This window comes from Myxococcales bacterium (genome assembly GCA_016703425.1).
Classification (GTDB): Bacteria; Myxococcota_A; Polyangia; order Polyangiales; family Polyangiaceae; genus JADJCA01.
In genome coordinates this window covers 375,570-402,506 of record JADJCA010000008.1, presented here as the reverse complement: position 1 = coordinate 402,506, position 26,937 = coordinate 375,570, and the positions used below count along the sequence as shown (strand labels likewise).

At 67.5% G+C, this 26,937-nt stretch carries 27 protein-coding genes and 1 tRNA gene; 6 read left to right on the top strand and 22 right to left on the bottom strand.

Annotated features, from left to right (window positions below):
- Nucleotides 1-91: 91 nt before the first annotated feature.
- The 8 genes from IPG50_16730 to IPG50_16695 form a co-directional block, all read right to left on the bottom strand.
- Complete coding sequence (locus IPG50_16730) at nucleotides 92-934, bottom strand: hypothetical protein (protein MBK6693829.1); 843 nt, start codon at nucleotides 932-934, stop codon at nucleotides 92-94.
- 151 nt (nucleotides 935-1,085) lie between these two features.
- Nucleotides 1,086-1,159 (bottom strand) — tRNA-Arg (locus IPG50_16725).
- A 98-nt stretch (nucleotides 1,160-1,257) separates the two neighbouring features.
- Entirely contained in the window at nucleotides 1,258-1,683 is a 426-nt protein-coding gene (locus IPG50_16720; protein ID MBK6693828.1) for a hypothetical protein, read from the bottom strand.
- Between the two features lie 52 nt (nucleotides 1,684-1,735).
- On the bottom strand, nucleotides 1,736-2,536 hold the full coding sequence (locus IPG50_16715; protein ID MBK6693827.1) for a class I SAM-dependent methyltransferase: 801 nt from the start codon (nucleotides 2,534-2,536) through the stop codon (nucleotides 1,736-1,738).
- Nucleotides 2,537-2,540: 4 nt separating this feature from the next.
- A complete protein-coding gene (locus tag IPG50_16710; protein ID MBK6693826.1) occupies nucleotides 2,541-3,260 on the bottom strand; it encodes a polyprenol monophosphomannose synthase in 720 nt (239 codons plus the stop codon).
- Nucleotides 3,261-3,418: 158 nt separating this feature from the next.
- Nucleotides 3,419-4,180 (bottom strand): hypothetical protein, encoded by a 762-nt coding sequence (locus IPG50_16705; GenBank protein MBK6693825.1) that lies wholly within the window; start codon nucleotides 4,178-4,180, stop codon nucleotides 3,419-3,421.
- A gap of 149 nt (nucleotides 4,181-4,329) precedes the next feature.
- Complete coding sequence (locus IPG50_16700; protein ID MBK6693824.1) at nucleotides 4,330-5,325, bottom strand: RNA polymerase subunit sigma-70; 996 nt, start codon at nucleotides 5,323-5,325, stop codon at nucleotides 4,330-4,332.
- 65 nt (nucleotides 5,326-5,390) lie between these two features.
- Nucleotides 5,391-6,002, bottom strand: coding sequence for a glutathione S-transferase family protein (locus IPG50_16695; protein ID MBK6693823.1), 612 nt, complete (start codon nucleotides 6,000-6,002; stop codon nucleotides 5,391-5,393).
- Between the two features lie 157 nt (nucleotides 6,003-6,159).
- On the opposite strand from IPG50_16695, the gene IPG50_16690 reads away from it, so the two are divergent.
- From IPG50_16690 to IPG50_16675, 4 genes are all read left to right on the top strand, one after another.
- A complete protein-coding gene (locus IPG50_16690) occupies nucleotides 6,160-7,956 on the top strand; it encodes a GAF domain-containing protein (GenBank protein ID MBK6693822.1) in 1,797 nt (598 codons plus the stop codon).
- On the top strand, nucleotides 7,953-9,275 hold the full coding sequence (locus IPG50_16685; GenBank protein MBK6693821.1) for a L,D-transpeptidase: 1,323 nt from the start codon (nucleotides 7,953-7,955) through the stop codon (nucleotides 9,273-9,275). Before IPG50_16690 ends, IPG50_16685 begins: the two co-directional genes overlap by 4 nt.
- Nucleotides 9,276-9,447: 172 nt before the next feature.
- Entirely contained in the window at nucleotides 9,448-10,041 is a 594-nt protein-coding gene (locus IPG50_16680; protein MBK6693820.1) for a hypothetical protein, read from the top strand.
- Nucleotides 10,042-10,047: 6 nt separating this feature from the next.
- Complete coding sequence (locus tag IPG50_16675; protein MBK6693819.1) at nucleotides 10,048-11,757, top strand: hypothetical protein; 1,710 nt, start codon at nucleotides 10,048-10,050, stop codon at nucleotides 11,755-11,757.
- Nucleotides 11,758-11,788: 31 nt separating this feature from the next.
- Here IPG50_16675 and IPG50_16670 read toward each other — a convergent pair whose 3' ends face one another.
- From IPG50_16670 to IPG50_16645, 6 genes are all read right to left on the bottom strand, one after another.
- The gene (locus tag IPG50_16670) at nucleotides 11,789-13,309 is read right to left on the bottom strand and encodes a hypothetical protein (protein MBK6693818.1); all 1,521 of its coding nucleotides are present in this window, start codon (nucleotides 13,307-13,309) and stop codon (nucleotides 11,789-11,791) included.
- 197 nt (nucleotides 13,310-13,506) lie between these two features.
- Nucleotides 13,507-13,851 (bottom strand): ATP synthase F0 subunit C, encoded by a 345-nt coding sequence (locus IPG50_16665; GenBank protein MBK6693817.1) that lies wholly within the window; start codon nucleotides 13,849-13,851, stop codon nucleotides 13,507-13,509.
- A 135-nt stretch (nucleotides 13,852-13,986) separates the two neighbouring features.
- Nucleotides 13,987-14,790, bottom strand: a complete 804-nt coding sequence (gene atpB, locus IPG50_16660; GenBank protein ID MBK6693816.1) for a F0F1 ATP synthase subunit A — start codon at nucleotides 14,788-14,790, stop codon at nucleotides 13,987-13,989.
- 121 nt (nucleotides 14,791-14,911) lie between these two features.
- Nucleotides 14,912-15,754 carry a hypothetical protein gene (locus IPG50_16655; GenBank protein MBK6693815.1) on the bottom strand — a complete coding sequence of 281 codons (843 nt, stop codon included), beginning with the start codon at nucleotides 15,752-15,754 and terminating at the stop codon, nucleotides 14,912-14,914.
- 211 nt (nucleotides 15,755-15,965) lie between these two features.
- Nucleotides 15,966-16,247: a hypothetical protein gene (locus IPG50_16650; GenBank protein ID MBK6693814.1), complete on the bottom strand. Its 282-nt coding sequence runs from the start codon at nucleotides 16,245-16,247 to the stop codon at nucleotides 15,966-15,968.
- Nucleotides 16,231-16,503 (bottom strand): AtpZ/AtpI family protein, encoded by a 273-nt coding sequence (locus IPG50_16645; protein MBK6693813.1) that lies wholly within the window; start codon nucleotides 16,501-16,503, stop codon nucleotides 16,231-16,233. The genes IPG50_16650 and IPG50_16645 overlap by 17 nt, the downstream gene beginning before the upstream one ends.
- Before the next feature lie 130 nt (nucleotides 16,504-16,633).
- Between IPG50_16645 and IPG50_16640 the strand changes: the two genes are divergently transcribed.
- Nucleotides 16,634-17,443, top strand: coding sequence for a hypothetical protein (locus IPG50_16640; protein MBK6693812.1), 810 nt, complete (start codon nucleotides 16,634-16,636; stop codon nucleotides 17,441-17,443).
- A gap of 344 nt (nucleotides 17,444-17,787) precedes the next feature.
- Nucleotides 17,788-18,456: a hypothetical protein gene (locus tag IPG50_16635; protein ID MBK6693811.1), complete on the top strand. Its 669-nt coding sequence runs from the start codon at nucleotides 17,788-17,790 to the stop codon at nucleotides 18,454-18,456.
- 26 nt (nucleotides 18,457-18,482) lie between these two features.
- Here IPG50_16635 and IPG50_16630 read toward each other — a convergent pair whose 3' ends face one another.
- The 8 genes from IPG50_16630 to IPG50_16595 all read right to left on the bottom strand — a co-directional run bounded on the left by IPG50_16630 (nucleotide 18,483) and on the right by IPG50_16595 (nucleotide 26,850).
- The gene (locus tag IPG50_16630) at nucleotides 18,483-19,178 is read right to left on the bottom strand and encodes a non-canonical purine NTP pyrophosphatase (GenBank protein MBK6693810.1); all 696 of its coding nucleotides are present in this window, start codon (nucleotides 19,176-19,178) and stop codon (nucleotides 18,483-18,485) included.
- A complete protein-coding gene (gene rph / locus IPG50_16625) occupies nucleotides 19,175-19,939 on the bottom strand; it encodes a ribonuclease PH (GenBank protein MBK6693809.1) in 765 nt (254 codons plus the stop codon). The genes IPG50_16630 and rph overlap by 4 nt, the downstream gene beginning before the upstream one ends.
- Nucleotides 19,940-19,976: 37 nt before the next feature.
- Nucleotides 19,977-21,551 carry a HAMP domain-containing protein gene (locus tag IPG50_16620; protein ID MBK6693808.1) on the bottom strand — a complete coding sequence of 525 codons (1,575 nt, stop codon included), beginning with the start codon at nucleotides 21,549-21,551 and terminating at the stop codon, nucleotides 19,977-19,979.
- The gene (locus tag IPG50_16615; protein MBK6693807.1) at nucleotides 21,548-22,636 is read right to left on the bottom strand and encodes a (Fe-S)-binding protein; all 1,089 of its coding nucleotides are present in this window, start codon (nucleotides 22,634-22,636) and stop codon (nucleotides 21,548-21,550) included. Before IPG50_16615 ends, IPG50_16620 begins: the two co-directional genes overlap by 4 nt.
- Nucleotides 22,633-23,550, bottom strand: a complete 918-nt coding sequence (locus IPG50_16610; GenBank protein ID MBK6693806.1) for a hypothetical protein — start codon at nucleotides 23,548-23,550, stop codon at nucleotides 22,633-22,635. The genes IPG50_16615 and IPG50_16610 overlap by 4 nt, the downstream gene beginning before the upstream one ends.
- Nucleotides 23,551-23,586: 36 nt before the next feature.
- Nucleotides 23,587-24,294, bottom strand: coding sequence for a hypothetical protein (locus tag IPG50_16605; GenBank protein ID MBK6693805.1), 708 nt, complete (start codon nucleotides 24,292-24,294; stop codon nucleotides 23,587-23,589).
- Nucleotides 24,295-24,325: 31 nt separating this feature from the next.
- Complete coding sequence (locus IPG50_16600; GenBank protein MBK6693804.1) at nucleotides 24,326-25,183, bottom strand: FHA domain-containing protein; 858 nt, start codon at nucleotides 25,181-25,183, stop codon at nucleotides 24,326-24,328.
- Nucleotides 25,184-25,251: 68 nt separating this feature from the next.
- A complete protein-coding gene (locus IPG50_16595) occupies nucleotides 25,252-26,850 on the bottom strand; it encodes a hypothetical protein (GenBank protein MBK6693803.1) in 1,599 nt (532 codons plus the stop codon).
- Between the last annotated feature and the right edge of the window lie 87 nt (nucleotides 26,851-26,937).

Genomic DNA, 26,937 nt, shown 5'->3' with positions numbered 1-26,937 from the left:
CCACCCGACGGTGTCTGTGCTCCGTCGCGCCAGCGACCGGTCTGGGCCCGTGTCTGCGAAAGCGACGCGCGCATCAGCGCGGCAGCGCCCCTCAGCGCTTGCGACGGCAGGCAAGCTTGAACATCCTCATGGGGCTGTAGGGGCCCTCGTTCTTGAAGGAGCCGTGCGCCTCGAAGGCCTGCTCACCGGGATTTTCGAGATCCACTTTGCTGAACCGAAGCTCCAGGGAGTGCTCCTCTCGCGGTGGCGACGCCAGCGCGCGCACGCCCTCGGGGGCCGCGCGAGACACGGTAAGTTCGTAGCTTTGGGACCTGGGCCACGAGCGAGAGCCGGATTCATTGTGAACGTCCGCCGTGCCTCGAAGGTGCCCTTCGCCCACCACGACAACGTCGATCGTGTCGCGCGCCGAGGCGTTCGACGCTGCATGGGCGCAGTCGAGCCGTAGGGTTGGCGAATCCCGTGGGTCGAGCGTCTCAACGCGCTCCAGCTCGGTCCGCCTACCTTCCCATTGGGTCACGACAGTGAGCCGATCGCCGACCCTCTCGAGGGAGTACACCTCGAGGCCCACGGGGTCGAAGACGAACTCGCCGCCCCGAGCACCGGGCCGCAAGCTGTACGCGCCGCGGACGAAGCTCTTCTCGCGTGTCGATGACTCCCGACGCTCGATGGTGACGTCTGCTTCGAAGGTGTCGCTCGTCAACAGCGTAAGCCGATCGATGTGAGATTGACTGCGGCGGTGTTCGCCGATGGTGCCAGTGGGACCAGTCCGCCGGACGTACGTGCCGAGCGGCGGGCGCTCCGACAGCGCCGCCTCCACGCTCGATGGCTCCGGCAGCCCGGCGGATTCGTGACTCTCTCCGGCACACGCCGCGAGCACACTGGCAAGCGCAACAGCGAGCGCGGACGCGGCGACCTGGTGGCACCTCGGGTTCATGCTCCCCCGGAAGCAGCTGGCGTGCCGCGTGCGCGACCTCGAAAGGGGGCGATCTTCCGAGAGAGGGGGCCTCGCGGGATTCCCCTTGATTCCCCCCTGATCCAACCTGCGTAGCCGGCGATCGAACCGATCGCGCCCCGGCAGATCCTAGTGCGCTCGACAGGAATCGAACCTGTAACCCTCGGCTTCGAAGGCCGATGCTCTATCCAGCTGAGCTACGAGCGCGAACGGAAACGCCCACGACGTATCACGGGGCGCGGGACTCGTCTATCAACCCACGGCCTCGGGGAGAGCGGTGCCTGACGAGCGAAGGCCTGCAGACGCTAGCGCGCGTCGAGCGTGCGGCAGCTGCGGCCGACTTCAATCTGCTTCATCCCTCGCGTGATGTTCACTTTGATGAGCGGCGCTCCGGCGTCGTCCAGGAGCCAGACGGTCTGCGAGCCGTCGGCGCGGCGCGGCACCGGCTTCGTAGCGCCGACGCCGAGTGCGTGTTTTTCGCCCTGGTCGGCGACCTTCGGGTCCTCCCCGAAGAACACCGAAGCGACCGTGTCGCAGCCGTTTCGGATCTCGAGCGGGCGCTTCTGCGCGCCTGTCTTTGCTGGCGGACCCGCATCGACGACCGGCGTTGCAGCCTCTCTAGCGGGAGGCGCGGCCGTCGCCGGTTCGGGAGTCGCAGGCGGCGCTGCGGGCGCGCCGCACGCGAACGTCAAAAGGCATAGAGACCCCATCGCCAGACGCTTCTGAACCATTCGCGCAGCCTACGCGGGAGCGCGGCGCACTCACAAGGCGCCGGTAACGAGCTCAGGCCTTCGTTGCAGCGATGACGACGTGTGGATACGGCAGGACGTCTGGCACTCGAACGATGCGAACCTTGAAGCCCAGCCTCGTGAGCATCTCGCCCCACGCGCCGTGATGCCGATACGCCAGCGGCTCATTCAGTCCGACCATCAAGCGATCGAGCGCCTCGGTGAAGAGCAGGCCATGCAGCGGCTCCGTCGTGATGTCTTTGATGAGCAAGACGCCACCGGGGGCCAAGAGATCGGCCATGCGCGCGAGCGTCGGCTCCTGCTCCGCCGCGGGAATGTGATGCATCACGTCGAGCACGTAGGCGCCGGCGAAGGGGCCTTCGAGGCGTGCTTGGCGCACGTCGCCGACCTCGAACGAGTGCCCGTCGAGCCCCAGCTCGCTGGCGACGTGGCGCGCCAGCTTCACGCGGCGCGCGTTCGGGTCGACGCCAACGATGCTGCGGCCTGGGTGAGTTTGCCCGAAGTAGGCGGCAAAGAGCCCGAAGCCGCAGCCGACGTCGAGGATGCGCCCCTCGTCGGGCAACAAGAGGTCCATGACGCTGAGCAGCTTCGGGCGAAGGATGGAGAAGCGAATCTCCGCGTAAGCGCGCTCGAAGAGCGGCAGCGACTTGGCGATGCGACGGAGCGCCTCGCGTCCGAACACCTCCGTGGCCGCGAAGGACGGAGGTCGCGGCGCCGCGACGCTCGCGCGTGTGCGCCGTGCAGAGGGAGGCGCCGCGTCGATGTTCGCCTCCGCGCGAGCGTCGGCCGGGACCGCGGAGTGCGGGCCCGCTCCGTCGGGGCGCTCGGGAGGCACGATCCTAGAGCTTTCCCGTGAGGCCTTCGTAGCGGAGGCGCCACACGACTCCGACGGCCTCCAAGAAGATCTTGCGGCTCATCTTGGACGCACCGGCCGTGCGGTCGACGAAGACGATGGGGACTTCCTTGACCCGCATGCCTCGCAGGATGGCGCGGTAGGTCATCTCGATTTGGAACGAGTAGCCGTTCGAGTGCACGCTCGGCAGGTCGATGGCGAGGAGCGCGCGCCTCGTGAACGCCTTGTACCCGCTCGTCAGATCGCGGACGCCGAGGCCGAGGATGGTTCGCGAGTAGATGCTCCCGCCCTTCGAGATGAAGTGGCGACCCGGGCCCCAACCCTCGACGTTGCCGCCGGGAATGTTGCGCGAGCCGATGATGACGTCGTTGCCCTCCGCGAGGGCCGCGAAGAATGCCGCGAGGTATTTCGGGTCGTGCGAGAGGTCCGCGTCCATCTCGAAGAACCAGTCGTAACCTTCGTCGAGACCCTTCGCGAAGGCCTGAAGGTACGCGGTGCCGAGGCCGAGCTTGCCGGCGCGGTGCATCACGCGCACGCGCGGATCCTTCGCTGCGATGTCGTCGGCCAGCTTGCCCGTGCCGTCGGGAGAGTTGTCGTCGACAACGAGGATATCGGCCTCGGGCGCTGCCTTGCGCACCGCTTCGATGAAGCGGGGGAGGTTCTCTTTCTCGTTGTAGGTCGGGGTGACGATGAGGGTCTTCGGCATGACGGGAAAGCTCGCAGGGCGCCATCCAGCGCCGGAGTTTTCCGAGCGCTCGAGAGACCGCTCTATACCGCTCTCCCGCGCGGCGCGGAAGCACTTAGGGCCCGCCGGCCGCCGTTCACGGAGGCCCCGAGATGGCAGCCTCACGAGCGTCGAACCGGTCAGTAGCAGTCGTAGACGCGCTTGGACTGCTTTGCCTCCAGGTCGCCTGCCACGTTGCCGTCGGGGGAGCGAAGCTCGACCTGGAAGAACCGTCCAAGTCCGAGCCTTTCGGCTTGCTCGTCATCTCGCACGAAACGACCGGCCAGTACGACGCGCCTCGCAGGGCTCTCCCGGCCATCGTTCGCCACGCAGACGAAGGGCGTGTCGCTGCGCCACCCAGGCTCGCCGTACCGGACTTCGCGAAGTACGTCTGTACGGCTCGTGCAGTAGTGCGCGGTGGAGCCTAGGCTCTCGAGCGAGGTCGTCGGTGTGTCCTTGGCGTCATTCAAAGTGACGGCGACGCGCCACATCCAATCTGTTGGCACGACCTCGCGGTCGGGCCACGAAGTTTCCGACCGCACCTCGGCGTCGGTCGTTGCGTCCTTGTCGCCAGCGTCGCCAGCCTCCGTAGCATTCGGGTCCAGACGAGGCTGAGAAGGGGCCGCGTCAGTGGTTCCAGCCGCGAGTGTCCGGGGGACTTCTTCCCCGTACCGGAAGTGGTCTCCCCAGCGCGTCTCCGCCTGATAGACGCGGACGTCGTCGGCGGACGCCGTGATGACGACCTGCCCTTTGGCGGCCGTTCCGCCGCCGGACACGTAGTGCGCCGTGCCCCCAGGCATCAAGCCGCATGCGCCGTTGTGGCAAGGCTCTTCCTCGTCGTGGCAGCTGGCCAAGAGGATCAGAAGAACGAGCCGCCGTTGAACCGAATGGATGCCGAACATGCCGATGCGAACTGCACCGGCCGTGCCAGCCTCCTGCTCGCGCGACCCCAGGCGATCGGGGCTTCTCGTGGATCGGCCGCCCGGGGGGCCTTTCGAGGCGTGCCCGTGATGCGCTTCAAGCGCGTCGCACGCGAACCGCTGTTCGCCGTTCAGAGCCGCTCGGGCGAACCGAACCGCGCGAGCAGCGTTGGGTCGAGAAATGCCGTCATCGCGCGAACTTGCGAGCCAGCGATCTCGAGCAGCTGGAGCGAAGCCGCGGCGAAGGCCCCGTCTGGGCCCTTTTGGTATGTCGCCAACGACGGAAGCCCGTTGGCTTCTGTCGGCACGAGGCGAAAGACCCCCCGCGCTTCCGGCGGAAGCACCATGGCTCGAAGCGACGCACCGATGCTTCGCGGTCCGCGCAACCACAGCGGGATGGGCGGCATCGACAGCGTCGCGTCCTCGTGGAGGAGCGCGACCAGCGCCGTCACGTCGGCGCTCTCCCAGGCCGCGACGTAGCGGGCGACGAGCGCTCGTGTCGTCTCGTCCTCGACCGGCAGCGCGGACCACCCGCCTCGCTTCGCGTCCATCGTCTCGCGCGCCCGCTGCAAAGCGCTGTTGACGGCGGTCACCGTTGTGCCGAGCCACTCGGCGCACTCCTCGCTGCTCCAGCCGACGACGTCTCTCGCGATGAGGAGGGCGCGCTGTTTCGGGGGGAGGAGCTGCAGCGCCGCCAAGAAGGCTAGCGCCACGCTCTCGCGGCCGCTGTAGCGCGCCTCCGGTGACGGCGCATCGTCGACGTAGAGCGAGGCCGGGCAGGGGCCCAGCCATCCGTCGAGCCGCGGCGGCGGCATCGGCTCGTTCTCGTCGGACGGCGGTCCGAGGTCGATGGGCAACATGCGCTGCGCCTTGCCTTCGAGGCCGTCGACGCATGCGCTCCACGTCACGCGGTAGAGCCACGTGCGCAGGCTCGAGCGCCCTTCGAAGGTCGCGAGCCCGCGCCACGCGCGGAGAAGGCTCTCCTGCAAAAGATCGTCGGCGTCCTCGAGCGAGCCGGCCATGCGGTAGCAATAGGCGCGCAGCTCCCGCCGGTGCGGGGCGACGAGCTCGCGGAAAGCGACTTCGTCGCCGCGCCGTGCAGCCGAAAGCGGGGCTTCCTCAGGCATTCAGCGGGTCGTACCTTCCACTCTGGCGCCGGTCAACGCGCCCTGACACGTCACACCCTTGCACATTACATCGGAAAGGCGCGCTTGAAGGCCGGTCGCGCCATGAGGCGCTGCGTGTAGTCGGCAAGCTTCAAGTGGTTCTTGAGCAGGCCGATCTCGAGGGCGAGCACCAGGTCGTAACCCACGACGACGTCGGCGGCCGTGAAGTCTTGCCCGCACAGGTAGGGCTTGTCGCCAAGCCGGTCCGTAAGCACGTCGGCCGCGACCTTCCACGTCGGCTCCTTCGCCGCGATCACCTGCGCATCACGCTGGGCCTCGGGCAAAACCTTCTTGTGGAAGTAGAGCGGAATCACGCACTCATCGAGCGTCGAGATCGCGTAGACGATGGCCTCGTAGTACCGGGCGCGCGCCGGCGACGTCGGCTTCGGCGCGAGCAACTTGTTTTCGTGGAAATCCGCCAGCGCGAGGCACATCGCTGCCGACTCGATCATTGGACCCGTGCCGAGGTCCATGGAGGGCACCAGGCCGTGGCGGTGCCGAGCGAGGTGCGCCTCGCCTTTGTGCTCGCCCTTCATGAAGTCGAGCTTGTGATGCTCGTAGGGAACGCCGAGCTCTTCGAGGAGCCATTGGGCGCGGGTCGAGCGAGTGCCGGGAACACCGTGGAGCGTGATGGTCATGGGGGTCTCCTTTTTGCGTGTAGACGGCGCGCGCGGGGCAAACTCATCGGCGTCTGCTCTCTTTTTTCGCGATCACGCCCAGGTCCCCGAAATTTCGCGAAAATTGACCCGCCGTGAGTCGCGGGAACGGGCCCGAACTGGCCTATGATGGGTGCCGATGGCCCGCGTGGCGAAGCCCATGACGAGCAGCAGCCGGCGCGTCGCCGAGCTGGAGGAGGCGCTCGCCCACGAGCGGCGCGTATCGCAGGCCCTTCGCGATGTCGGTCTTGCGCTCGGCACGACGCTCGATCTCGACCAGGTCCTCGAGCTCATTCTCTCGAAGATCACCGACGCGCTCGAGGCGGATCGCGCCACGCTCTACCTCGTCGACGAGACGACCGACGAGCTCGTCTCGCAGGTGATCCAAGGCGACGAGGTCCGCTCCATTCGTCTCAAGAGCGGACAAGGCATCGCGGGCCACGTCGCGCGCACGGGGAAGCTTCAACACGTCAAAGACGCCTACAAAGACCCTCGCTTCAACCCCGCGTGGGACATGGCCTCGGGCTACCGGACTCGCTCGATCTTGGCAGCCCCCATGAAGAATCACCTGGGCCGCACCATCGGCGTCGTCCAGGTGCTCAACAAGCTGCGGGGCGATTTCACCGCCGAAGACATCAGCCTTCTTTCCGCGCTCGCGACGCAGGCCGCCGTGTCCATCGACAATTCGCGGCTCTTCCTCTCGGCCATTCAGAAAAACATGCAGCTGCTCGAGACCAAAGAGCAGCTTGAGCACCGCGTCCGCGATCTCCGGCTGCTCTTCAGCTTGGAGAGCGCCATGGCCCGCGCCGCGTCACTCGAGGAGCTCTTCATGGCCGTCCTCGGCGAAGCGATGCGGTCTTGCGAGGCGCGAGCCGCCGCCGTCGCGCTCCGCGACGCGACCTCCGAGGAGATCTCGCTCTTCGTCGTCGACGACCGCCACCGGAAGCTGCGTCGCTTTCCGCTCCGCGAAGGCCAAGGGCTCATCGGCCATGCGATGCGTTACGAGGAGATCATCCTCTCCAACGCCGCCGAGACGGAGCGGCGCACCGATCGCGATCTCGACACGATGGTCGGCTTCAGCGCGACGTCGGCGCTGGCGGTGCCGCTGGAAGGCGACGACGGTCGCCCCATGGGTGCGCTCGCGCTCTACAACAAGCGGCACGACGACGGCTTCTCCGACGAGGATCGTGGCCTCGTCCTCCTCGTAGCGGCCAACGCCTCCACGGCCATACGATTGCAGCAGGCGCGCGAGGCGCGGGAGCGCGAGGAGCGGCTCACGACCATCGGGCGCCTCCTCTCGGGCGTCATTCATGACTTGAAGACGCCGCTGACGGTCATCAGCGGCTACGTGCAGATGATGACCAACGAGAACGCCGCCGACCGGCGCAAGCACTACGCGGGGCTGACGCTGGGCCAATTCGATCTCATCGCGTCGATGCAACGCGAGGTGCTGGAGTTCGCCCGCGGCGAACGCAGCATCCTCGTGCGAAAGGTGTACCTTCAACCCTTCTTTGAATCGGTTAAGGAGCAGCTTGAGCCCATGCTGGGCCGTAGCGGCGTCGAGCTCGTCATGGACATCGCCGACAAGGGCACGGCGCGCTTCGACGAGGGCAAGCTCCTCCGCGTGCTCCACAACCTGGCGCGCAACGCCGCCGAGGCGCTCGGCGACCGAAAGAAGGGGCGCGTCACCATTCGCTGCGCCCGCGAAAAGGACGACGTCGTCGTCACCGTGTCCGACAACGGCCCTGGCATCCCCAAGGACATCGAACACCGGCTCTTTCAGTCGTTCGTCACGAGCGGCAAGAAGGGCGGCACCGGCTTGGGGCTCGCCATCGTCAAGAAGATCGTCGAAGAGCACGACGGCACCGTCTCCGCTCGTTCGAAGCCCACCGGTGCGGCCTTCGAGATTCGCTTGCCGCAAGGCAAGAAGGCATGACGCCGCGGGCGCGGACGCTCTTGACGTCGCTCGCCTTGGCGAGCGCCCTCGCGTCGGCGCCCTGGGCCGCCGCGTCGCTGCCGCCATGGCTTGACCCCGACGACGTGCCGCTGCCGGCAGGGGTGCGGACGGCGGTGCCGAAGAAGGACGAGCTCTTCGTCTTCCTCGAACCGTCGAGGAGTCCGGTCCGCCGCGGCACCATTCCCTTTGGCTCGCGCGCGTTAATCTTTGGCACCAAGCGCGGCCCCGGCTGCGTGGGGCGCTGGCTGCTCGTGGGGCCGCTCGGCTGGGCGTGCTCCGATCAAGCGCTCTTCTCCGATGAGCCACCGGAGGCGGCGCCCCTCGTGGCGAAGCTCGAGGAACCGGGCGGCGATGGTCTGCCGTACCGGTATTACTTCGTGACCGGCCAGGGCGCCTTCGCGTGGGACCGCATCGAGCGCGTCGCCGACGACGCGCCGGACCAAGAGCTTGAGCCGGGCTTCGCCATCGCCGCCGTCGAGGAGCGCACGGCTTTCGGCGAGCGCTACATCAAGACCAGCAAGGGCCGATTCGTTCCGCTGCGCGATCTGGCGCCGGCCCATCCAAGCGGCTTCTCCGGCGAGCACCTCGCCGCGGGCGCGGGCCTCGACTTTGGCTGGGTCGTCGTAGACCGAGCCACTGTGCGGGCCACGCCTTCGGCGGCGGGCAAGGCCCTCGGCTCGCGCGTGCGGTTCGAGCGCGTGGAGGTGAGGGAGCTTCGCGGCAAGGGCGTCGCGGCCTGGGCTCGCGTGTCAAAGGATGGCGAAGCGGAGGCGTGGCTTCCGGCGCGCGAGCTCGCGCGGCCGAGCGCGTCTCCGCGGCCGACCACCGTGGGCGATGACGAACGGTGGATCGACGTGGAGCTCGCCTCGCAGACGCTCGTGGCCTACGCCGGGGACCGCCCGCTCTTCGCGACCCTCGTCTCGACGGGGCGCGGGCCGCAAGGCAGCGAGACCGCTACCCCGCGTGGTGAACACCGCGTCTGGGTCAAGCTCGCGACCTCAACGATGGACAACTTGGAGCGTCGCGACGACCTCTCGCACGCAGGCTCGGAAGACGGCGATCCGCACGTCTATTCGCTCGACGACGTTCCCTACGTGCAGTTCTTCGACAAGGCGGTGGCGCTGCACGGGGTCTTTTGGCATCGCAACTTCGGGCGCGTGCAGAGCCACGGTTGCGTCAACCTCTCGCCCAAGGACGCGCGGTTCCTCTTCAGCATCACCCTCCCACGACTGCCGCGAGGCTGGTCGGCGGCGCTTCCCGTCGCCTCGGAGCCCGGGACGCTCGTTCGGGTACGGTGACGAGACACGCAAGAAACAGCACGTTTCTGGGCTGCGCGGGGGGGACGGGCGAGCAGCCCCGAGGACCTTCTTGAGGTTTCCCGCCCGTTTCGCTATGAGCGTCGGGCACTGGCGCCTCGCGCGCTCACTTTCATTGTCGCCGTGGCGGCCGCGCCGCCCGGATCGAGGCACGATGCATATTCCCCTTCGGAAGGCCTTCTTCATCACCGCCGGCGTGCTTGCGCTCGCACCTGTCTTTGCCGCCGGCTGCAGCTCCGACGAGGACAACGGTGGTAACGGCAACCTTGGCAACGCGCCGTTTTGCCCCGCGACGCTCGCGCTCGCGCTCGACGCGAAGACGTCCTGCGTGGGCGAAGGCTTCGAGTGCCCCATCGGCTACACCTGCGGCTCTTTCGATCAGCAGGCGTATTGCCGCTGCACGAAGGGGAAGTTCGTCTGCAACACCGGCCGCAACGAGCCCATCGACGACGCGACGAAGCCGCCGTGCACAGCGTCCGGCGCCGGCTCCGACAAGGAGTGCCCGGCCTCGCAGAACGGCACCGACACGGCCTCGTGCAAAACCCCAGGGCTTCAGTGCTTCTACAAGGGCTTCACGTGCCCCGAGTCGCCCGATATTCCGAAGGTCGACGTTTGCCAGTGCAAGTCCGCGGCGCTACCCGACGGCGGACCGTCGCTGCAGTTCCACTGCGAGATTCGCTACTGCAACCCCAAGAGCGACGCGAGCATCCCCGTCCCGCCGCCGCCTGCCGACGCCGGGCAGGGCTGAGTCACCGTGCCCGTCCTGGGCGTCGTCACGGCCGTTCGCGACCTCGCGCGCCTTCGTGAGATCACCGCCGTCCTCGTTCGCCACGGATTCGGCGAGATCGTCGCGCGCGCCGGCTGGGGACGGCGCCGCCGCGACGAAGGGGCGAGCGGCAAGAGTGAGCCGCCGGAAATCTCCGCCGAGGACGCAGCTCGTGGCGAGGAGCTGAAGAATCGCATCTCCTTGGCCGAGCGCCTCAGGCTCGTGCTGCAGGAGTTGGGGCCCAGCTTCATCAAGCTCGGTCAGATCGCCTCGACGCGCACCGACCTCTTGCCGCCCGACGTCATCGCCGAGCTTCGCAAGCTCCAGGACGAGGTGCCGGCGGTCTCCTTCGAGGAGATCCGGGGCGCCATCGAGGAGAGCCTCGGCGCGCCGCTTGACCAGATTTACAAGTCTTTCGAAGAAAAACCGCTCGCCACGGCCTCCATCGGACAGGTCCACCGGGCCGTCCTGACGACGCCGGAAGGCGACGTGGACGTCGTCGTGAAGGTGCAACGGCCCGGCGCCGGCGACACCGTGGCGCGCGACCTGAGCCTCCTCCACACGCTCGCGGCCACGCTTGAGCGCACCATCCCCGAGACCAAGACGTATTCGCCGGCAGCGCTCGTTCAGCAGTTCGACGTGTCCGTCACGGCGGAGCTGAACTTCCTCGTCGAAGCGGAGAACGCGGAGCGCTTCGCCGCGAACTTCAAAGGCTCGCCGCTCATTCGCTTCCCCAAGGTGTATCGCCAAGCCACGGCCAAGCGAGCCCTCACCATCGAGTTCTTCGACGGCAAGAAGATCGACGGGGCGCTCAAGGCGGGGTTCGACGGCAGCGTCATCGCGAAGAACTCGGTCAGCGTCATCGTGAAGATGATCTTCGAGGACGGCTTCTTTCACGCCGATCCTCACCCGGGAAACATCTTCATCCTCGGAAAGCCGGGCGACGGTACGCCGGTCATTGGCCTCATCGACGTCGGCATGGTTGGGCGCCTCAGCCCGGAGCTTCGAGAGCTGACCATCGACCTCATGATCGCCGCTGTTCGCAAGGACGCGCACGCCGTGGCCGATGCGCTCTACAGCATCGGCCGCCCGACGCAGAAGGTCGACATGCGCGCGTATCGCACGGAGGCGGCGATGCGTGCGGAGAAATACCTCGGTCGCTCCCTCGGCGAGATCCAGCTCTCGGCCATGATTCGCGATCTCGTTCAAGGCGCGACGAAATTCGGCATCGAGATCCCGGCCGACTTCATGCTCGTTGGCAAGTCGCTGATGACCCTCGAGAGCGTTGGCAAGATGCTCGATCCGACGCTCGATATCTTCGGCGAGGCCAGCCCATATTTTCTGAACCTCCTGAAGAAGCGCTATTCGCCGGAGCGCGTGGGCATGGAGCTTTGGCGCGCCGCTGAGCGCATCTCGCGCGTCGGCTACGACGTGCCCATGCACCTACGCGAGGTCTTGGACGACCTCCGCTTGGGACGGCTCAGCGTTCGCACCGTCGACCCCGAGCTGCCCCGCGTGGCAGACCGCTTGGGGCGCCGCATCTTCTCGGGTCTCCTCGTCGCCACCCTCGTGGGCAGCAGCACCGTGCTGCTCACGCGCGGAATCCATGAACAGCTCGGCTGGGGAATGCTGCTCTTCGCCGCCACCGTCTGGTCGCTGCATCTGGTGCGCGACCTGCGCCGCGGCAAGAACTCCTGAAACGCCCGCTCGGGCCGCAGGATGCCGGGCGTCAGCCGGCGCTCAGCTTGTTGGTGACGTCGCGGACGTCCGGCTCGGGCACGTTGTACATCGCGAGCGCGTCGTTGGACCAATCGAGGCGCCGGAACTTCTGCGTCTGCCTTGGCGCGGCGGGCCACTGACTGGCGACGCCCGACGCCGGGGCTCCGTCGTCGGCGAGGTCGACAGGTTGCCCAAAGCTCAGCGAGAGCTCCGCCAGCACGTTCGCGAGGCTCTCCCTTCGCGTCTCCGCCAGCTCCGCGGCGGCGCTGGCGAGGGCCGAGACGATGCTTCCTTCTTGCGCCCGCAAGAACTCGAGCGGCGTCTTCTCTCCGGCCCAGAAGCTGCGCGCCGCGGCGACGGCCTCGCAGATCGCCGGCTCGCCCAGCGCCGTGAGCAGGTAGCTGGCGAGCGGCGAAGGCGCGATGTCAAAGCTCGAGGAGCCGGCGCGGCCGCCGGCGAGGAGGCGCGGAAGCGGATCCCCTTCGTCCATGCGCTGGGAGCGCGAGGCGACAGGCAAGAAGCTCTCGAGTCGGCTCTTCTCGCCGCGACTCGCGATGGCGCCCATGACGTATTGGAGCGGCAGGTCGCCGCCGCTCGCGAGGCAGATGGCTTCGATGAGCGCGATGGCGTAGAGCTTCACGCGCAGGTAGCGGACTGCGATGCGGATGTTCTCGCCGGCCGCGGCGATGAGGCGGGCGTGCTCTTCCGGCGACGGCTCGTCGCCCCAGGCGTGAAACACGCGCGCCGGGTCGAGCTTCTCCAGAAACGTCTCCATCTTGAGGAGCGCGACGCGGTAGTCGCCAACGGTGTAGCGCGAGGGCACGTGCAGCGACGGATTGGTCTCAGGCAAGAGCTTCCACGTGTTGGCCAGGAAGCGCGCCGCGTCGGGGTCTGAGAAGTTGTCGACGTCGCGGTTCGCAAAGCGAACGGCCTGCTCGACGGCTCGCTTGGTGTCCAGTTGCGACCACCCAAGGTCGGCGAGCCGGGCGGCGAGCGAGGCGCCGGGGTCGGGCCGGAAGGGGATCGTTGCCTCGATGCAGGCGGCCAGCTCCACGAGTTGATCGCTGCGGAGCGTTTCGCCGAGGTGCATCACCAGAACCCACGCGCTGGCCAGTTCGTTGAGTCCGCAAAACGGGCCCATGACGTCACCGACGTTGCGCCCGAAGATCGCTAGCACCTGCGCCGTCAGGGGGTTGTCTGCGGCGCGCGGGAGGACGCGGAAGGACGCTCCTTCCGTCCTCTCGAGGAGCGGCTCCAGCAGGGCGCGGACCGCCGCTGGCAGCTCGCCATCGACCTGCACGTAAACGAGGTCGTGGTAGATGGCAGCAACCACCTCGAGCGGCGAGGCTCCTTCGCAGAGCTCCATGACGTGCTCGTGCGAGTGAAACTGGCGTGACTTCGAAGCCAGCGCCGAATGAACAGCCAGGCCCCACGTCTCGATTTGGAGCGGTGTGGGCTCAGCGCCAAGCGACCGCAACGCCTGCCACAAGGTGCGTACGAGCTCGTGGGCGGGGGAGGGGGCGCTGCGCATCGGGGGATTGACGGAAGGTGACCCTCCCGCTTCAACCGCGCTCGTCCAAAGCGCCGTCTCAAACCCGCTACGCGGAATAGAGCCCGGAACTTCCCCCCAAATCCCCGCGCCCGCCGCGGCTCCGAGGACAAAAAAGGAAAGCGCGCCCCGAGGGGCGCGCCTTTTCCGACGTTGGAGCCCGCGAGGCGGGCCGCGTCTCAGATCTTGCCGAGGATGAACAGCGAGACGACCAGTGCGAAGAGCACGAGCGACTCGATGAGGGCGAGACCGAGAATCATCGGGGTCTGGATCCGGGCAGCGGCGCCGGGGTTGCGCGCGATGCCTTCGAGCGCGGAGCTCGCGGCGCGGCCTTGGCCCATGGTGCCGCCGAGGACGCCGAGGCCGATGGCGATGCCGGCTCCGATGGCGGCCCACATCTTCACGTCGTTCTCGTTGGAGGCGACCTTGGCGCCGTGCTCCTGCGCGAACGCAACCGAAGACCAGAAGAGGGTGAGGAGAGTGGCGGCGAGCGCCGAGCCGGCCAGCTTCTTCGAGAGCGACATCGTCGAGAACTCCTAATGTTGAATCAGTGGGAAACGAGAGGGGGGAAGCAGAAGGAATCTAGAAGCGAGGCCCGCCGTGTAATCGTTTTCCGTTCGGCGGGGAAGGGAGATCGTGCGCGGCCTAACGTTCAGAGCTCAGTGAGCGTGGGAATCGCCGTGTCCATGTCCGGCGCCGTGCTCCCCGTGCTCTTCGTGCTCCGTCGCCAGGGCGATGTAGATCGAAGTCAGGAGGCAGAAGACGTAGGTCTGGACGAGGACGACGAGCGTGCCGAGCACCATGACGGGGATCGGCAAGAGGAACATGAAGAGGCCGAGGAAGATCGACAAGAGCAGGTGGTCGACCGACATGTTGAGCATGAGGCGGACCGACAGCGTCACGGGGCGGATGCAGAGGCTCATGAGCTCGATCGGGAAGATCAGCCAGCTCAGGTACCACGGCCCCATCATGTGCTTGAAATAGCCGAGCCCGTTCTCCTTGATGCCCCAAGCGTTGAACGCGACGAACACCACCAGCGAACACGCGAGCGTCAGGTTCCAAGACGACGTTGGCGGGCTGAAGCCCGGGATCATGCCCAGCACGTTTGAGAAGAAGATGAAGAGCGCCAGCGTCCCAATGAGCGGGAAATACCGCTTCGCCTTCTTCGCGCCCATGACGTCTTTCACGGTGTCGTAGAAGACGCCAATAAAGACTTCCATGAACGTGCGCAGCGAGAGCTTGTCGTCGGGGATGACCGCCGACTCGTGGTTCTCGATGCTCTTCTTCGTGAAGTGACCGAGCACGGCAATGATGAGGACAACGAAGGCGCTCGCCAAGAGGGGTTCGGCCTTGTGTGCGTCGACGGGCTTGCCAAAAACCGTGTGGCCCAGCGCCTCCATGTTGTGGCCGAGGGCCGGAAACATGGCGACGAGATAGCTGAAGAACGACGTGTGTTCGGGCATGGGGACCGGCTCGGGTTTCGGGCGCGCGGAGCGACACCCAAAGGGTGCTTGGCCTTACACCAAACTAGGGCCCACGGCGATGATTTTTCAGGGGTTCAGCGGCAGGATTTGAAGGCTCGGTCTAGCGTGGTCGAAGCGCCACGAGCATCGCCGTGGCGTTGGCCTGGCATGCTGGCGCGGCCTGCACCGTGAAGGTCCTTGGCGACGCCCCGCCCGTCGCCGAGGAGCCCGTAAAGAGCGCCAGGAAGCCTCCCGTCACGCGCGGTGTCAGCGGCTCGGCAGTGGCCCAAGAGCCGCCGCCGACGTCGGCGATGAAGTAGAGGAGCTCGGCGTCGGCCTTGCTCTCGGGAATGGCCGGCACCACATAGGTGATGACCCCACCGTCGGTCGTCCCCCCGAAGCGCCCCGCCGGTTTCTGGTTCGCGATGGGGTTCCGGTCGTCGACCCCGCCGTAGCCCACCACGACGGCGCTCGCGTAGACCGGCTGCGGAAAGAGGAACTCGTAGGGCGGCTCCACGGCTTCCGCGATCCGCGAATAGAACTGAGTCGTGTGGGTGCCGCCCTGCCCGTTGTTGCATTGGCCAGGTCCCTGCGTGTCCATCGAGCCGCGATCGGCGAAGCCCGCCGCGGCCGGGCTCCCTCCGTCGAGCAGCGTGATGCCGAGCGGCTTGGTCCCTTGGAGCTCCAACGCCAGCCACACGAGGTCACCAGGTCTGGCCTCCCTGAGATTCGGAATCGAGAGCGTCTGCGTCTGCGCCGACGTCAGGTTGCTTAGCCCGCGGTACGTGATGCCTGCATCCGGCTGCGGGTTTGCGCCATCGCGCCCGTCGATGCCGGCGTCGCTTGCCGCGGCCGCGCCGGTCGTCACTTCGCCGGATTCAGAGAGAAGGATCTGACACCCGACGCCTAGCGCAGCCGCCGCGAGCACATGGCCAGCGCGAGCGTGAAGCGGCCTAGGGTTCACGGCCGTTTCCTACGGGATTCGCGCCTTCGCAGCAAGCGCGCGCGCCCGCCTTTGGCGAGTCGTGATGCCGGGTCGAGTCGGCCACTCACCCGTTCTCACTCGTTGGTGGTGTCATCCCCATCGTGCGCTGTGAGCAACGCACCAACCGCGATTCCTACGGGTAGGGCCACGTACCCCACCACGAAGGGAATCGGCGCCGCCCACTTGCGAATCAACACGAGCGCGACGACGGCGAAGAGCCCGAAGAGCTTGAGCACGGCGAGGGTTCCCAGCGTCGCCCCTTGTTGAGGTCGCCCTCCGTCGTGCTGTCGATCACGCCGCCGAGAATCTGGCGCATGGCCATCAGGTTCGCGACGGCAACGGCGCCGCCGACCAACGTCGACGCCGCGGCCCCACCGCCGCTCCGGACGAACGCCCCGACGCTCAAGGCGAGGGCCGTGACCGACACGGCGCGGAGCGTCACTTCGAAGGTGCGATCAGCTCGGCGGGCCATCGTGGGGATTCCCTGGCGCGTTGGCCCGCGGAGGACTCGGACCGTCGCCTTCGCGCGGAGCACGCGTTGCCAACCGTGATGGGAGCTGCTTGCTCTCTAGGTCGGCCTCTCGGTCGGCTTCCCGCTGCATCTCGTTCGCGGCCTTCATGAGGTTGCGGAAGCCGGCAAAGACGCCCAAGGCGAGGCCGACGAGGGTCAGGTACTTGGTGCCCAGCTTGCCGTCGGCCCAGCGACCAACCCAGAAGCCAAGGCCCATCGAGACGACCAGCTCGAGGCCGACGGTCCCGTACCTTCCAATCTGCTTCCAAGGTTGCACGGCCCTTATGGCTTATCATGGGCAAGAGGCCTCACCCAGGCCGGGGCCCCGCCAAGTGCAAACCTCTCGGTTGAAGATCCATCGGCTCGGCAGCGCGGCCTTCGTCTTGGCGTTCGCCATCGCGGCGGTGGCCCGAGCAGACGACGCGCCGTTGGCGGCTCCGCCCGCCGCAGCTCTCCCGGCCGCCCAGCCCGCGCCCCCGACGCAAGAAGCGCCGCCCGCGGAGAAGCCTCCGCCGTATGCGTTCGAGCCCGCGCCGCCCTCGGTCCACGCGCCCCAGACGGCGTTCTGGGTCGGCGCCCGCCTGGGCCTCCTCGGCTACGGGGGAGCGTTCTTCGTCAACGCACAGAATCGCGAGGAGACGACGGGCAACTTCATCGGGCAAGGGCTCGCCGGCGAGGCGAACGTTGGCGTTCGACTCAACCACCGGTACATCCCGTACTTGTTGCTCGAATACGCGGTCCTTCAGCCGGGGCATCGCTTCGACGACAACACGTCCGCGCAGAGCATCCTCGCGGGGCTCGGCTTTCGCTTCATCATCGGCAACGTTCACCGCACCGGGTTCCTCGCAGACCTCTCCGTCGGCCGGCGAACGATCAGCGTCGCTCGCGAGGGTCACTCCTTCAAGATGCAGGCACCAGAGATCTTCCGTCTGGGATTGGGCGCAGAGATTCGGATGTCGACGCGATTCACGCTAAGTCCGCTCGCCCACCTCTCCGGCGGCAGCATGTCTCAGTCGAGCGGCGAGATCTTCTACGCCCCTCAAGGCGATGGCGCTGACAGGCCGACGTTCATCGACGGAAGCATCTCCGGCTCGCAGCGCTCGTATCTCGTCGTCGGCATCGGCTGCGGCGCGCACTTCGATCTGTTCGGCGACTGACCCGGTCCGCGCGGCTTCGCGGCCAGCGAGATTTTTTTTTGGCGCCGGAAGTCCAAACGACACGGCCCCTGGATCGCCGGTCACCCGTCCGACGCGTGCCTCACGAGCGCCCGGGGCGCGTGGCCTGCTCAATCATCGCGGCCACTTCGTGATGAGGGGAGAGGTGTGCTGTCGCCCGCTCGAGACAACGTATCTGTCTTGTAACACTGCGTAAGCATGCGACAAATCGGCGTGTGGCCTGTGGCGCCACAGTCCCGCGCTGCTACTCCAAACAGGTCGCCGCTCACCGCGTCCCTCCGCACCAACCGGACGCGTCCGCGAGCAGGCTGAGAAAGGCCCCGTCCATGGAAGAGCTCCTTGACCGAGTCGTGCGCGTTCAACATGTCCGCGGGAGCGCGCTGTTCGACGCGCAGGGGCGAGTCCACCTCGACCGCTCCTCCGGCGCGAGCGCCGAGACGCGAGCGTCGATGCGCCTGCTCGTCGAGTCGACGCTTCGGGCTCGCGCCGACGAGGCCCGTCGCGACATCGGCAGCTTCAAGATCCTCGTGCGTCGCATGGGCGCCTTCGTCTGCGCCGTCATCTGCGCAGCGGAGGCCGATGAGGTCGCGTTGCGTCTGCAGCTCAACGTTCTCGCGATCAAGATCTCGGCGCTTAGCACGGCGCCGCGTCGCGACCGGACTTCGTCGATGCCTCCGAATGCGGTGCAGGCGCTTGAGCGCGAGCTCGTGTCTGACGTCGGCCCTCTTGGCAAGATGCTCTTCTTGGCGGGGCTCAAGCGCTTCAACGTGACGACCGAGAGCGTGACGATGGACGTGGCGCGTGATCTCGTGAGCCACCTCGCCGGCGAGATCCCCGAGCGCGCGCGACGCAGCTGGCTCGAGCGCGGCGGGGCGATCATCGAGGCTGCGGCCACGGGGCTCCCTCGGCCGATGCCCCCGCTCGTGCGCGCTGACAGTGCGCCGCGGTCCGGCGTCCAGCCGAAGTCCGGCGCGACCGAGCGACGGATCGCCTGAGGCTGCGGCAGAACTGGTTCGACGGCCTAAGCGAAGATCGCGGCCAGGCGCCGCGTGCGCGCCGCCAAGATCGCCACGAGGTTCGGTCGCATCGCCGCGAGCGCTTTGCCGCGATGGCTGAGGGCGTTCTTCTCCGCGCTCGTGAGCTCGGCCATCGTTCGGCCATCGGCGCCTTCGACGACGAAGAGCGGGTCGTAGCCGAAGCCGCCGGAGCCGCGCGGCGTGCGAAGGATGGTGCCTTCCGCTGAGCCCTCGCTGACGGCGACCGCGCCGTCAGCGAACGGGTCGACCAAGACGAGCGCGCAGCGAAAGCGAGCGCGCAAGCGATCGCTGGGGCGATGCAACTCCGGGGTCGCGCCGGCGTGACGAATCGAGAGGGGATCGTCGACGGCTTCAAGGGCAGCGAGCAAGGCCGCCCGGTTCTCCGCGTCCGTCGCCCGTTCGTGGGCGTACCGCGCCGAGCGAACGCCGGGCGCGCCGCCGAGAATGTCGACCTCGAGGCCTGAGTCGTCGGCGAGGCACAACATCATGCTCGCCTCGGCGAAGGCGCGCGCCTTCTTGGTCGCGTTCTTGACGAAGGTGTCCCCGTCTTCGACGACGGCCTTCGGCTCGCGGAGGACGTCGGCCGGCGCGAGCACGTCGACCGGGAGATCGGCCAACAGCGCCCGCAACTCGACGAGCTTGCCGGCGTTACCCGTGGCCACGAGCAGCGCGTGCTTCACGCCTTTTCCGCCGCGAAGAGCGTCGCCACGTCGACGCCGGCGCCCGCAAGTGCACCGAGCTGAATCTTGACCAACTCCGCGATCCCCAAGAGCGCGCAGTCGAGCATGGCATCAACCTTCGCCCTCGGCGCGGGCGCCCCCTCGGCGGTCCCTTGGATCTCGACGATGGCGCCCGATCTTGCGGCGACGACGTTGAGATCAACCTCAGCGCTCGAGTCTTCTACGTAGCAAAGGTCGAGGACCACGCTCCCGTCCTTGAGCATGCCGGAGCTGACAGCGGCGATGGGCTCGCGGAGCACCGGCTCCTTGAGGTCGCCGCGCTTCTTGAGCTTGTCGATGGCCAGGGCCATGGCGACGAAGCCCCCGGTGATCGACGCCGTGCGTGTGCCGCCGTCGGCTTCGAGGACGTCACAGTCGACCGTCAGCGTTCGCTCGCCGAGCTTGTCGAGGAAGATCGCGGCACGCAAGGCGCGACCGATGAGGCGCTGAATCTCGTGGCTTCGACCGCCGAGGGGCTTCGAGCGGCCATCGCGGCTCTCGCGGCGCGGCGGATTCGCGCGCGGGTGCATCTGGTATTCGGCCGTGAGCCAACCCTTGCCCTTGCCTTCGAGGAAAGGGGGGACCTTCGACTCCAACGACGCCGTGCAAAGGACCACAGTGCCGCCTGCTCGATAGAGGACCGAGCCCTCGGACGGGCGGTGAAAGCCGGGAAGGATCTCGATGGGGCGAAGAGCGTTGGCGGAGCGGCCGTCGGTGCGCATGCCACGTCATACCGCACTTCGGCGGACGAGCCGCGGCCTAACTCGCGGCGCCGATCCGTGGCAGCGGCATTGCCGTCGCGCGGGCCGGCGCGATGGGAAGCGCTACGCGGAACGATGTGCCGCCGCCCTCACGAGCCTCGGCCGACAACGCTCCGCCGTGAGCGAGGACGATCTGGCGCGTGATGGCGAGGCCGAGGCCCGTGCCCTCACCCTTGGTCGAAAAGAAGGGGTCGAAGACCCGCGAACGGATGTCGTCGGGAATGCCGCCTCCGCGATCCTCGATGCGAATCACGACGCTCATGCCCTCGGCGTCGACGCGGACGTCGATCTCGCCCCCAGCGGGCATGGCCTCCCGCGCGTTGCGCAGGAGGTTGAGCAGCGCCTGACGCACTTGCGCCTCGTCGAAGAGCACCGGTGGCAGCGCCTCGGCGACGTGCACGACGGCCCTTGTTCCGGAGCGCTCAAACTCCGGTTTCGCGAACTCGACCACGTCCGCTACGACGCCCCGGATGTCTTCCGCTTCCATGCGCGGGGACGGCAAGCGCGCGAGCCTCAGGTATTCCTCCGACAAGAGCTCGAGGCGACCGACCTCGCGACCCACGGCCTTCAGGAGCGCCAGCGCATCGTCGGGCGTCTCGTGCCGCACCAGCTCCTCTTCCAGGAGGTCGAGGTTGAGGCCGATTGACGACAGCGGGTTTCGAATTTCATGCGTGACGTGCGCGGCCATTTTTCCGATGGCCGCGAAGCGTTCGTTGGCGAGGGCCTTCTCTTGCGCGCCCGCCACCGCGCCGACCATCTGCTCGAAGGACGCGGCCAGCTGCCCGATCTCGTCGTCGGCCTTCACGACTTCTCGCGGGACGAGATCGCCGCGCGCGACGGCGCGGGCGCGCTCCGTGACCCCTTGCAGCGGCGCGAGGAGCTTGCGCGTGTGCCACGACACGAGGACCCCGACGCCGAGCGTCAGGAGCGCCAACACCGCGAGCGCAAGGAGCGAGCGTTGCTCGCGACGCCTTGCGTCCTCCGTGAGGTCGCTCATGGCCAAGGACACCTCGTCTGCGAGCTGATGAAGGCGACGCTCCGCCTCGTGCTCCTCCGCGGCGACGATGGACACGACGCGCAGCGCTTCGCCGCGCTCCGCGGCGCCAAGGGCCGCGAAGAGCCGCTCGAAGTCCGCGCGGTCGTCGCTCAGCGACTCCTCCGAGGCACGCAGCTCCGCGCCCCAGCGCGCCGCGAACGCCGTCGCGGTCTCCGAGGCGACGGCCGACAGCCCCTGCTCGACGGCGTACCGGGTCTCCAGAAACTTGGTTCGGCGGGCGCTCACGAGCGTGAGCAAGACCTGGTGCGTTGACTCGGGCGCCCTTTCGTTTGGGATTCCATCGACGAGAAACGAAATAGTGGCCTGCGTGGCCCGCAGTTGACCGAGCTTCAACGCCACCGGGACGTAGCCGCGGGTGAGCTCGTCGCTGTGCCGTGCCGTGGTTCTTTGCGCGACGACACTCCACCCGACGGTGATGGCAAAAGCCACCACCGTCACCGTGAAGGAGGCGAGCACCCGTCCTGCGACGGAGGTCCTCGGCGCGACGCCGGCGCGGCGAGCGATCTCCGTCGTCATCGCGTCCCGGCCGCCCGCTCAAGGACCTCGAACAGATCGAGCGTCCGTCGACCCGCCTTCTGGAGCGCGCGCCGGCTGCTCGCGCATGCGGTGACCACCGTGCCCGGCGGGAGCTCGGCGGCGCGGGCCGTTGCCATGACGTGGCTCGTCGCGGGCCTGGTGAGCGGCAGGAGCCCGCCGCCTCCGGAACACGTGCCCCGGAGGCCCGACGCATGGCCGTCGACAGGGGCGTGACCCACGACGTGCGTCAAGAGGGCCCGCGGCTCCGCGGTCCGGCCGAGACCACGACTGAGCAAGCATGGGTCATGGTAGGTGAAGGTGCCGAGGTCCACCGACGCTGCGTCGAAGCGAGCGAGCCGCGCGTGAGCGTCGTCGAGTAGCAACGTTGGCGGGGTGGGCCACGTCAGCGAAGAGAGCGCCGTCAGGGCGTAGTGGCACCCGGGATCGGAGACGACGAGGCGGCGCGTCGCAGCGATGGCCGCGAGGGCCGTCGCCGCCGCCAAGAAGCCTTCGCGATCACCGGCCAGGAGCAATGGATAGCCACAACACCCTTCGTGGACGCTGACGTCGCCTTTGGCCGTCGCCCGTGTTCGTTGAGCGACACTCAACGACGCTCGTGCAACGTCCGGCGCCTTGCGCAGCGAAAGACAGCTCAGCAAGAGCAGGTCGTCGCCGCGGCCCGCCGCGAGCCCTCGCGCCAAGGTGGCGGCCTCCCGCTCCATGGCCGCGTAGCCGTCGCGCGCTCGTCGTGCGGCCGACGGCGCCACGTCGCGAAGCGCGCTTCGCGCGTCGAGGAGCGTGTCGGCCACGGGGTTCTCATGGTCGCAGGCCCCGCGACACGCGAGGCACCCCGTGCACGCCCACGCGCCGGTGGCTGCCTCGACGCTCCTCGGCAGGTCGCCCAAGCCGATGGCGTAGGCCGTCGACATCTTCCCCCACGGCAGCAGCGACTCCTTGGGTTCGGCGTTGGAGACGGGGCACACGCCGCGGCAAAGTTTCGGGCAAAACGCGCACGTCTCGAGCGCGCCCTGCCTCTCTGCGAGCGTCGGCAGCACGTGGAGTGAACGTTGCGCGGGCCTTTTCACGGGCGAGTTCCGAGAACGATCTGCAACCTGGCTAGCGAAGTATGCGGGAGTCCTCGTTCCCGAGCGAGTTCGGTGATGGCGTCGGCCATGGCGACGTTTTGTCGGTGCATCTTCGAGCCAAAGTGATGCTCGACGTAGCGAATCGCTTCGGCGCTGCGCGCCCGAGCCAGCGCCACGCCGACGCTAAGGGTCCGCGGGCCCAAGAAGCGCACCAAGAGGTCTGCCCAGGGCGCGGTCTTCTCGCCGCTCACGACCGCCTGAGCCTCCTTCGCGGCAGCGAGACCGAGATCCAAGAGCTCGCGGTTGCGCATCAACCCATCCACGGAGCCGGCCGCATCGAGCGCACACGCGAGCGGCAAGAAGGTCACGGTGCTGGCAACGTTGAGCGCTTGCGTCCCGGCGTGCAGACGAGCCGTGATGCCCGATGCGGTGAGGTCGCGGACCAGCTCGTCGACGACCGGTGAGAGAGGGCGCGGCTCCTCCACCAGCGTGGTAGCCACGCGGGGAAGCCAATAGCGAATGGCGCCCTCGTCGTTGCGGTACGCAACGACGCTCGGCATGGCGGCAACGAGTTGGCCGTGGAGCATCCCGTGGACGCGCTCGAAGTCTTTGGGCAAGAGCGGTGTCAACATGACGACGGGCTTGCCGGGTGCCGCGAGCTTTGCCAACGTCGCGTCGTCGAGATCGAGCGCCGACACGGTGCACAGGACAACGTCGGCGCCGTGCGGAACCGTGAGGGCGCGTGTCGGCTCCACCAACGTCAGCGCTTCGGCGCGACGGTCAGCGCGAGTGATGGTGATGGGGCCCCGTACGTCGCGACGCACGACGAAGGTGAGCGAGGCCTTCCCGCGGACCGCTAAGAGGACACCGTAGACGGAGCCCAGTGCTCCTTCGCCGAGGACCGCCACGTGCATGCGCTCGTGGTAGCACCGGCGCCCAACGGCGGTTCGTTATTCGAGCCTTGCGGCACGGAGAACGCCGCGCAGCACGTAGTCGAGGTACGTCGCGTTGCCTTCTGACCAGAGCACCAGCGGTTCGACGAGGCTCCCGGAGTCGTCGACCCCGTAGAGAAACTCGACGGGGCCCATGGCCGACAGCTCGTGGAGCGTTGCCTGACGGGGAACGCGCGCGGACTCCTCAAAGCGCGCCGACGCGTAGGCGATGCCTTCGCCGAAGGACTCGATGGCACCCCGGTGTCGTTCCGGGTCTAGCTCGTCGAGCGGCAAGAGTTCCCAGCCAGCGTCGACGAGCACGGGGAACATGTCGCCTTCGGACGCCTCGTCGAAGGGCCGTGAGCCGACCGACTCGTTGATGTCGTGTCGCGCCAGGAAGCTCACGAGGCGGGCGGCGGCTCGCTTTCGCTCGGGGCCCCAGATGACGGACAGGAGCGCGGCGACCTCCTTCTCCGACGATGCGCGAAGCAGCGCGGGATCGCGTGACCCGCTGTCGATCGCGGGGTTGCGAAGGGTCTCGTGCGCCCAGCGAATCGCGTCGCCCAGGGGGCCTTCGTGCTCCCCGAGGGAGGTCGCGCTGGCGGCATCGAAGGCGGCCGCGTGCACCTCGAGGAGTCGGCCGACGACGTACCGGTGCGAGCCGAGGGCTCGAACGACACGCGCCACGTCGTCGCCCGACGAGCAGGGGAGGGAGAAGCCGATCATCCGGACGAACCGAGTTCGAGCTTTATCGCGCTCAGCGATACGTGCAGAGAATGTCGTGATCGCAGATGCGGAAGACATCGCCTTCGTTGATCTGCTTGCGGGCGATTCGTTGCCCGTTGAATTCGATGCCGTTGGTCGAGCCCATATCGACCATGAAATAGAGGCCGTTCTGGAACTCCACCATCGCGTGCTGTCGCGACACGTTGGGGTCCTTGAGCGTCAGATCGCTCGACTGCTTCCCGCGTCCGATGACGAAGCGATCCTTGGACACGGTCTGGCGCTCGCCGTTGTAGACGAGCGCGAGCATCCCGCCCTGCGGCGAGGGCGACGGCGCCGGCGGCGGGGGCTCAAAGCCATTGGGGCCTGGCGTCGGCATTCCGCCGCTGCGGGGAATCGGCGGCGGCACGCTCCGCGGTGGCACCGGCGGAACGCTTCGTGGTGGAACGGGCGGCAGCCCCAGGCCGCCCACTGAACGCGGCGGAGGCGCGGGCAGCCCACCGCCGCTGCTGCCCATCGGAGGCGACGTCCCCATGCCGCCCATCCGCGGCGGCGGCGCCGGCAGGGGAGCACGGTTCATGGCTCCCGACATCGGTGCGGGCCCCGCGCTTGGTCCGGGCATGCCGCCGCTGCGAACCGGCGGCGGCGGTCCGGTGCGCGGCGCCGACGACGGCACCGACGGCGGCGGAAAGGTGCCCGGTTGCCGATCGGGGCCTCCAGGAAACGGCGTTCGCGTGCCGTAGCTCCGCTGACGCGCGTATTGCTTCATCGCCTCGTTGATGAGGTAGTCGACGCTGCACTCGAGCTCACGCGCCATCTGCTCGAACGTCTCCCACAGGACGTCGCGGCACTGGAACGTTCGTGCGCTTTTCTTGTTCGGATCCGAGCTCATCGTCAAAGACACTCCTCAGAAGCCCGCGCGTCGCGCGAGCCGACACGCCAGGGCCGCCCTGCTTGCCGTCACTCCGTCATCGATGGGATAACGCAGAATTTGGCGAACTCGCCGACGGTCTTGATCTCCTTCGACTCCCGCTCCTGAGTGCCCGGCTTGGGCACGTCGCAGGACCAGCCGCATTCGTCAGCCGCTTCGCACTTCGGGATCAACATCGTGTCCGCCTCGTGTCGCTGGACGACGGGGATGTCGGCCTTCTTGCCGCCGTAGAAGAACCCGAGCGCCACGAGCCGCGCTCCCATGTCTTTCGAGTCGAGATAGGGCGCGATGACGTCACGCGCCTTCTTCGGGCCCTCTAGCTTCTGGATCGAGCCGCCGTAGGAGACGGTCTCCGTGAGGCTCATCTTCTGCGTCGGCACCTTCGGGAGCTTGCTCATGAAGGTGTCAAGCTCCTTCGTGGTGATCGTCTTGAGCGCCAGCGAAGCGGCGACCCAGCGAACCTTCCACTTGGCGCTCGAATCAAAGAGCTCGTAGAGCCGCGTCGTGACCATCTCCTTGGGAAGCTCGCCGAGGCGGCCGAAGACAAGGTCACGAACGGAGTCAGGCGTCGCGTCGTCTTTCGCCAAGGCAAAGAGCTTGTCGATGTCGCCCTTGTTGCTCTTGTCGACGCGGCCTTCGAGGGCCGCGAGGGCGGCCTTTCGGCGCTCTTCGCTGTTGTTCTTGTCGCTGGCGTACTTGAGCAGATAGTCGATCGTCGGCCGCCCCCCGATGCGCTTCATTCCCCCGAAGACTCGGATGAGCTCTTGCTCCTGATACTTGGCGACTTGTTGCGCGAGCTGCTCCGGCGTGGTCTTGATCCCGCCGCGCTTGTTCGCATCGGCGACCAAGGGTTTCTGCTTCTCGATCCACTCGTTGGAGTCGAGCTTCTGCGCGAGCGCCACGATGGCTGCCGACGCCTTCAGCTTCGTTTCCGGATCACCGATCTCGGCGATGAGGAGCGCGAGGCGGTCAATCTTGCTCGACGTCTCGGTGATCATTCCGGGTAGCGCCTTGACGGCCGGCGCGCCCAAGAACCGCAGCACCTGTTCGACGCCAAACTGTTGCGCCGTGTAGTCGATGCGGGCCTCGAAGTCGGCCTGCGTCCAATAGGTGATGGCCGCCGCCAGCTCGCTCCGGACCTTCTCGTCGGTCACCAGCGGCGGGTCGTGAGAGAGAACCGCGAAGGCTGCGTCCTTAAAGGGGGTCGACGGATCGGGCGGGCGCGTCCCGTCCGGGTTCTTGGCCGGCGGAGGCGTCTTGATCTGCTTCACGAGCTCCGGCGCCATGGCCTCCAGGAGCTTCTTCCGCGTGTCCGGCTGGAGGGCAACAATGGCGCCTTCCTTGACCTCGCCGCCCTCGTCCTTGAACCCTTCCACGAGGTACGGGATGCCCCAGTTTTTTCCGTGCCGCGGCTTCATCCGAATCAACGACAGCGCCGCTTCGACGCGCAGCGGCCAAGCGAATTTCTCGTGGGTGACGACGGCGTAGAGCTTTCGCGGTCCTTGCTCCGTTGTTTCCCAACGGTGGACATCGTTCTCGCTGACGGCGCACCCGCCGATGCCGAGCGAAGAGAGTCCCAGGACGAGGGCGAACGCAACCGTTCGCGTGCTCCGTTTGTCGATGATCATGGTCGTTCCCGGTCCCTCGGACCCTCTCGAAGTGTACGGCACACGGTTCATCCCGCGTCTTTTCATCGCGCGCGGGTGGATGAGCCC

Excerpts from the sequence above, each read along its gene's own strand:
- IPG50_16730 (MBK6693829.1), bottom strand. The coding sequence starts at position 934 with ATGAACCCGAGGTGCCACCAGGTCGCCGCGTCCGCGCTCGCTGTTGCG.
- IPG50_16720 (MBK6693828.1), bottom strand. The coding sequence starts at position 1,683 with ATGGTTCAGAAGCGTCTGGCGATGGGGTCTCTATGCCTTTTGACGTTC.
- IPG50_16710 (MBK6693826.1), bottom strand. The coding sequence starts at position 3,260 with ATGCCGAAGACCCTCATCGTCACCCCGACCTACAACGAGAAAGAGAAC.
- IPG50_16705 (MBK6693825.1), bottom strand. The coding sequence starts at position 4,180 with ATGTTCGGCATCCATTCGGTTCAACGGCGGCTCGTTCTTCTGATCCTC.
- IPG50_16700 (MBK6693824.1), bottom strand. The coding sequence starts at position 5,325 with ATGCCTGAGGAAGCCCCGCTTTCGGCTGCACGGCGCGGCGACGAAGTC.
- IPG50_16695 (MBK6693823.1), bottom strand. The coding sequence starts at position 6,002 with ATGACCATCACGCTCCACGGTGTTCCCGGCACTCGCTCGACCCGCGCC.
- IPG50_16690 (MBK6693822.1), top strand. The coding sequence starts at position 6,160 with ATGGCCCGCGTGGCGAAGCCCATGACGAGCAGCAGCCGGCGCGTCGCC.
- IPG50_16685 (MBK6693821.1), top strand. The coding sequence starts at position 7,953 with ATGACGCCGCGGGCGCGGACGCTCTTGACGTCGCTCGCCTTGGCGAGC.
- IPG50_16680 (MBK6693820.1), top strand. The coding sequence starts at position 9,448 with ATGCATATTCCCCTTCGGAAGGCCTTCTTCATCACCGCCGGCGTGCTT.
- IPG50_16670 (MBK6693818.1), bottom strand. The coding sequence starts at position 13,309 with ATGCGCAGCGCCCCCTCCCCCGCCCACGAGCTCGTACGCACCTTGTGG.
- IPG50_16665 (MBK6693817.1), bottom strand. The coding sequence starts at position 13,851 with ATGTCGCTCTCGAAGAAGCTGGCCGGCTCGGCGCTCGCCGCCACTCTC.
- atpB (MBK6693816.1), bottom strand. The coding sequence starts at position 14,790 with ATGCCCGAACACACGTCGTTCTTCAGCTATCTCGTCGCCATGTTTCCG.
- IPG50_16650 (MBK6693814.1), bottom strand. The coding sequence starts at position 16,247 with ATGGCCCGCCGAGCTGATCGCACCTTCGAAGTGACGCTCCGCGCCGTG.
- IPG50_16645 (MBK6693813.1), bottom strand. The coding sequence starts at position 16,503 with ATGGGCCTTGGCTTCTGGGTTGGTCGCTGGGCCGACGGCAAGCTGGGC.
- IPG50_16635 (MBK6693811.1), top strand. The coding sequence starts at position 17,788 with ATGGAAGAGCTCCTTGACCGAGTCGTGCGCGTTCAACATGTCCGCGGG.
- rph (MBK6693809.1), bottom strand. The coding sequence starts at position 19,939 with ATGCGCACCGACGGCCGCTCCGCCAACGCTCTTCGCCCCATCGAGATC.
- IPG50_16620 (MBK6693808.1), bottom strand. The coding sequence starts at position 21,551 with ATGACGACGGAGATCGCTCGCCGCGCCGGCGTCGCGCCGAGGACCTCC.
- IPG50_16610 (MBK6693806.1), bottom strand. The coding sequence starts at position 23,550 with ATGCACGTGGCGGTCCTCGGCGAAGGAGCACTGGGCTCCGTCTACGGT.
- IPG50_16605 (MBK6693805.1), bottom strand. The coding sequence starts at position 24,294 with ATGATCGGCTTCTCCCTCCCCTGCTCGTCGGGCGACGACGTGGCGCGT.
- IPG50_16600 (MBK6693804.1), bottom strand. The coding sequence starts at position 25,183 with ATGAGCTCGGATCCGAACAAGAAAAGCGCACGAACGTTCCAGTGCCGC.
- IPG50_16595 (MBK6693803.1), bottom strand. The coding sequence starts at position 26,850 with ATGATCATCGACAAACGGAGCACGCGAACGGTTGCGTTCGCCCTCGTC.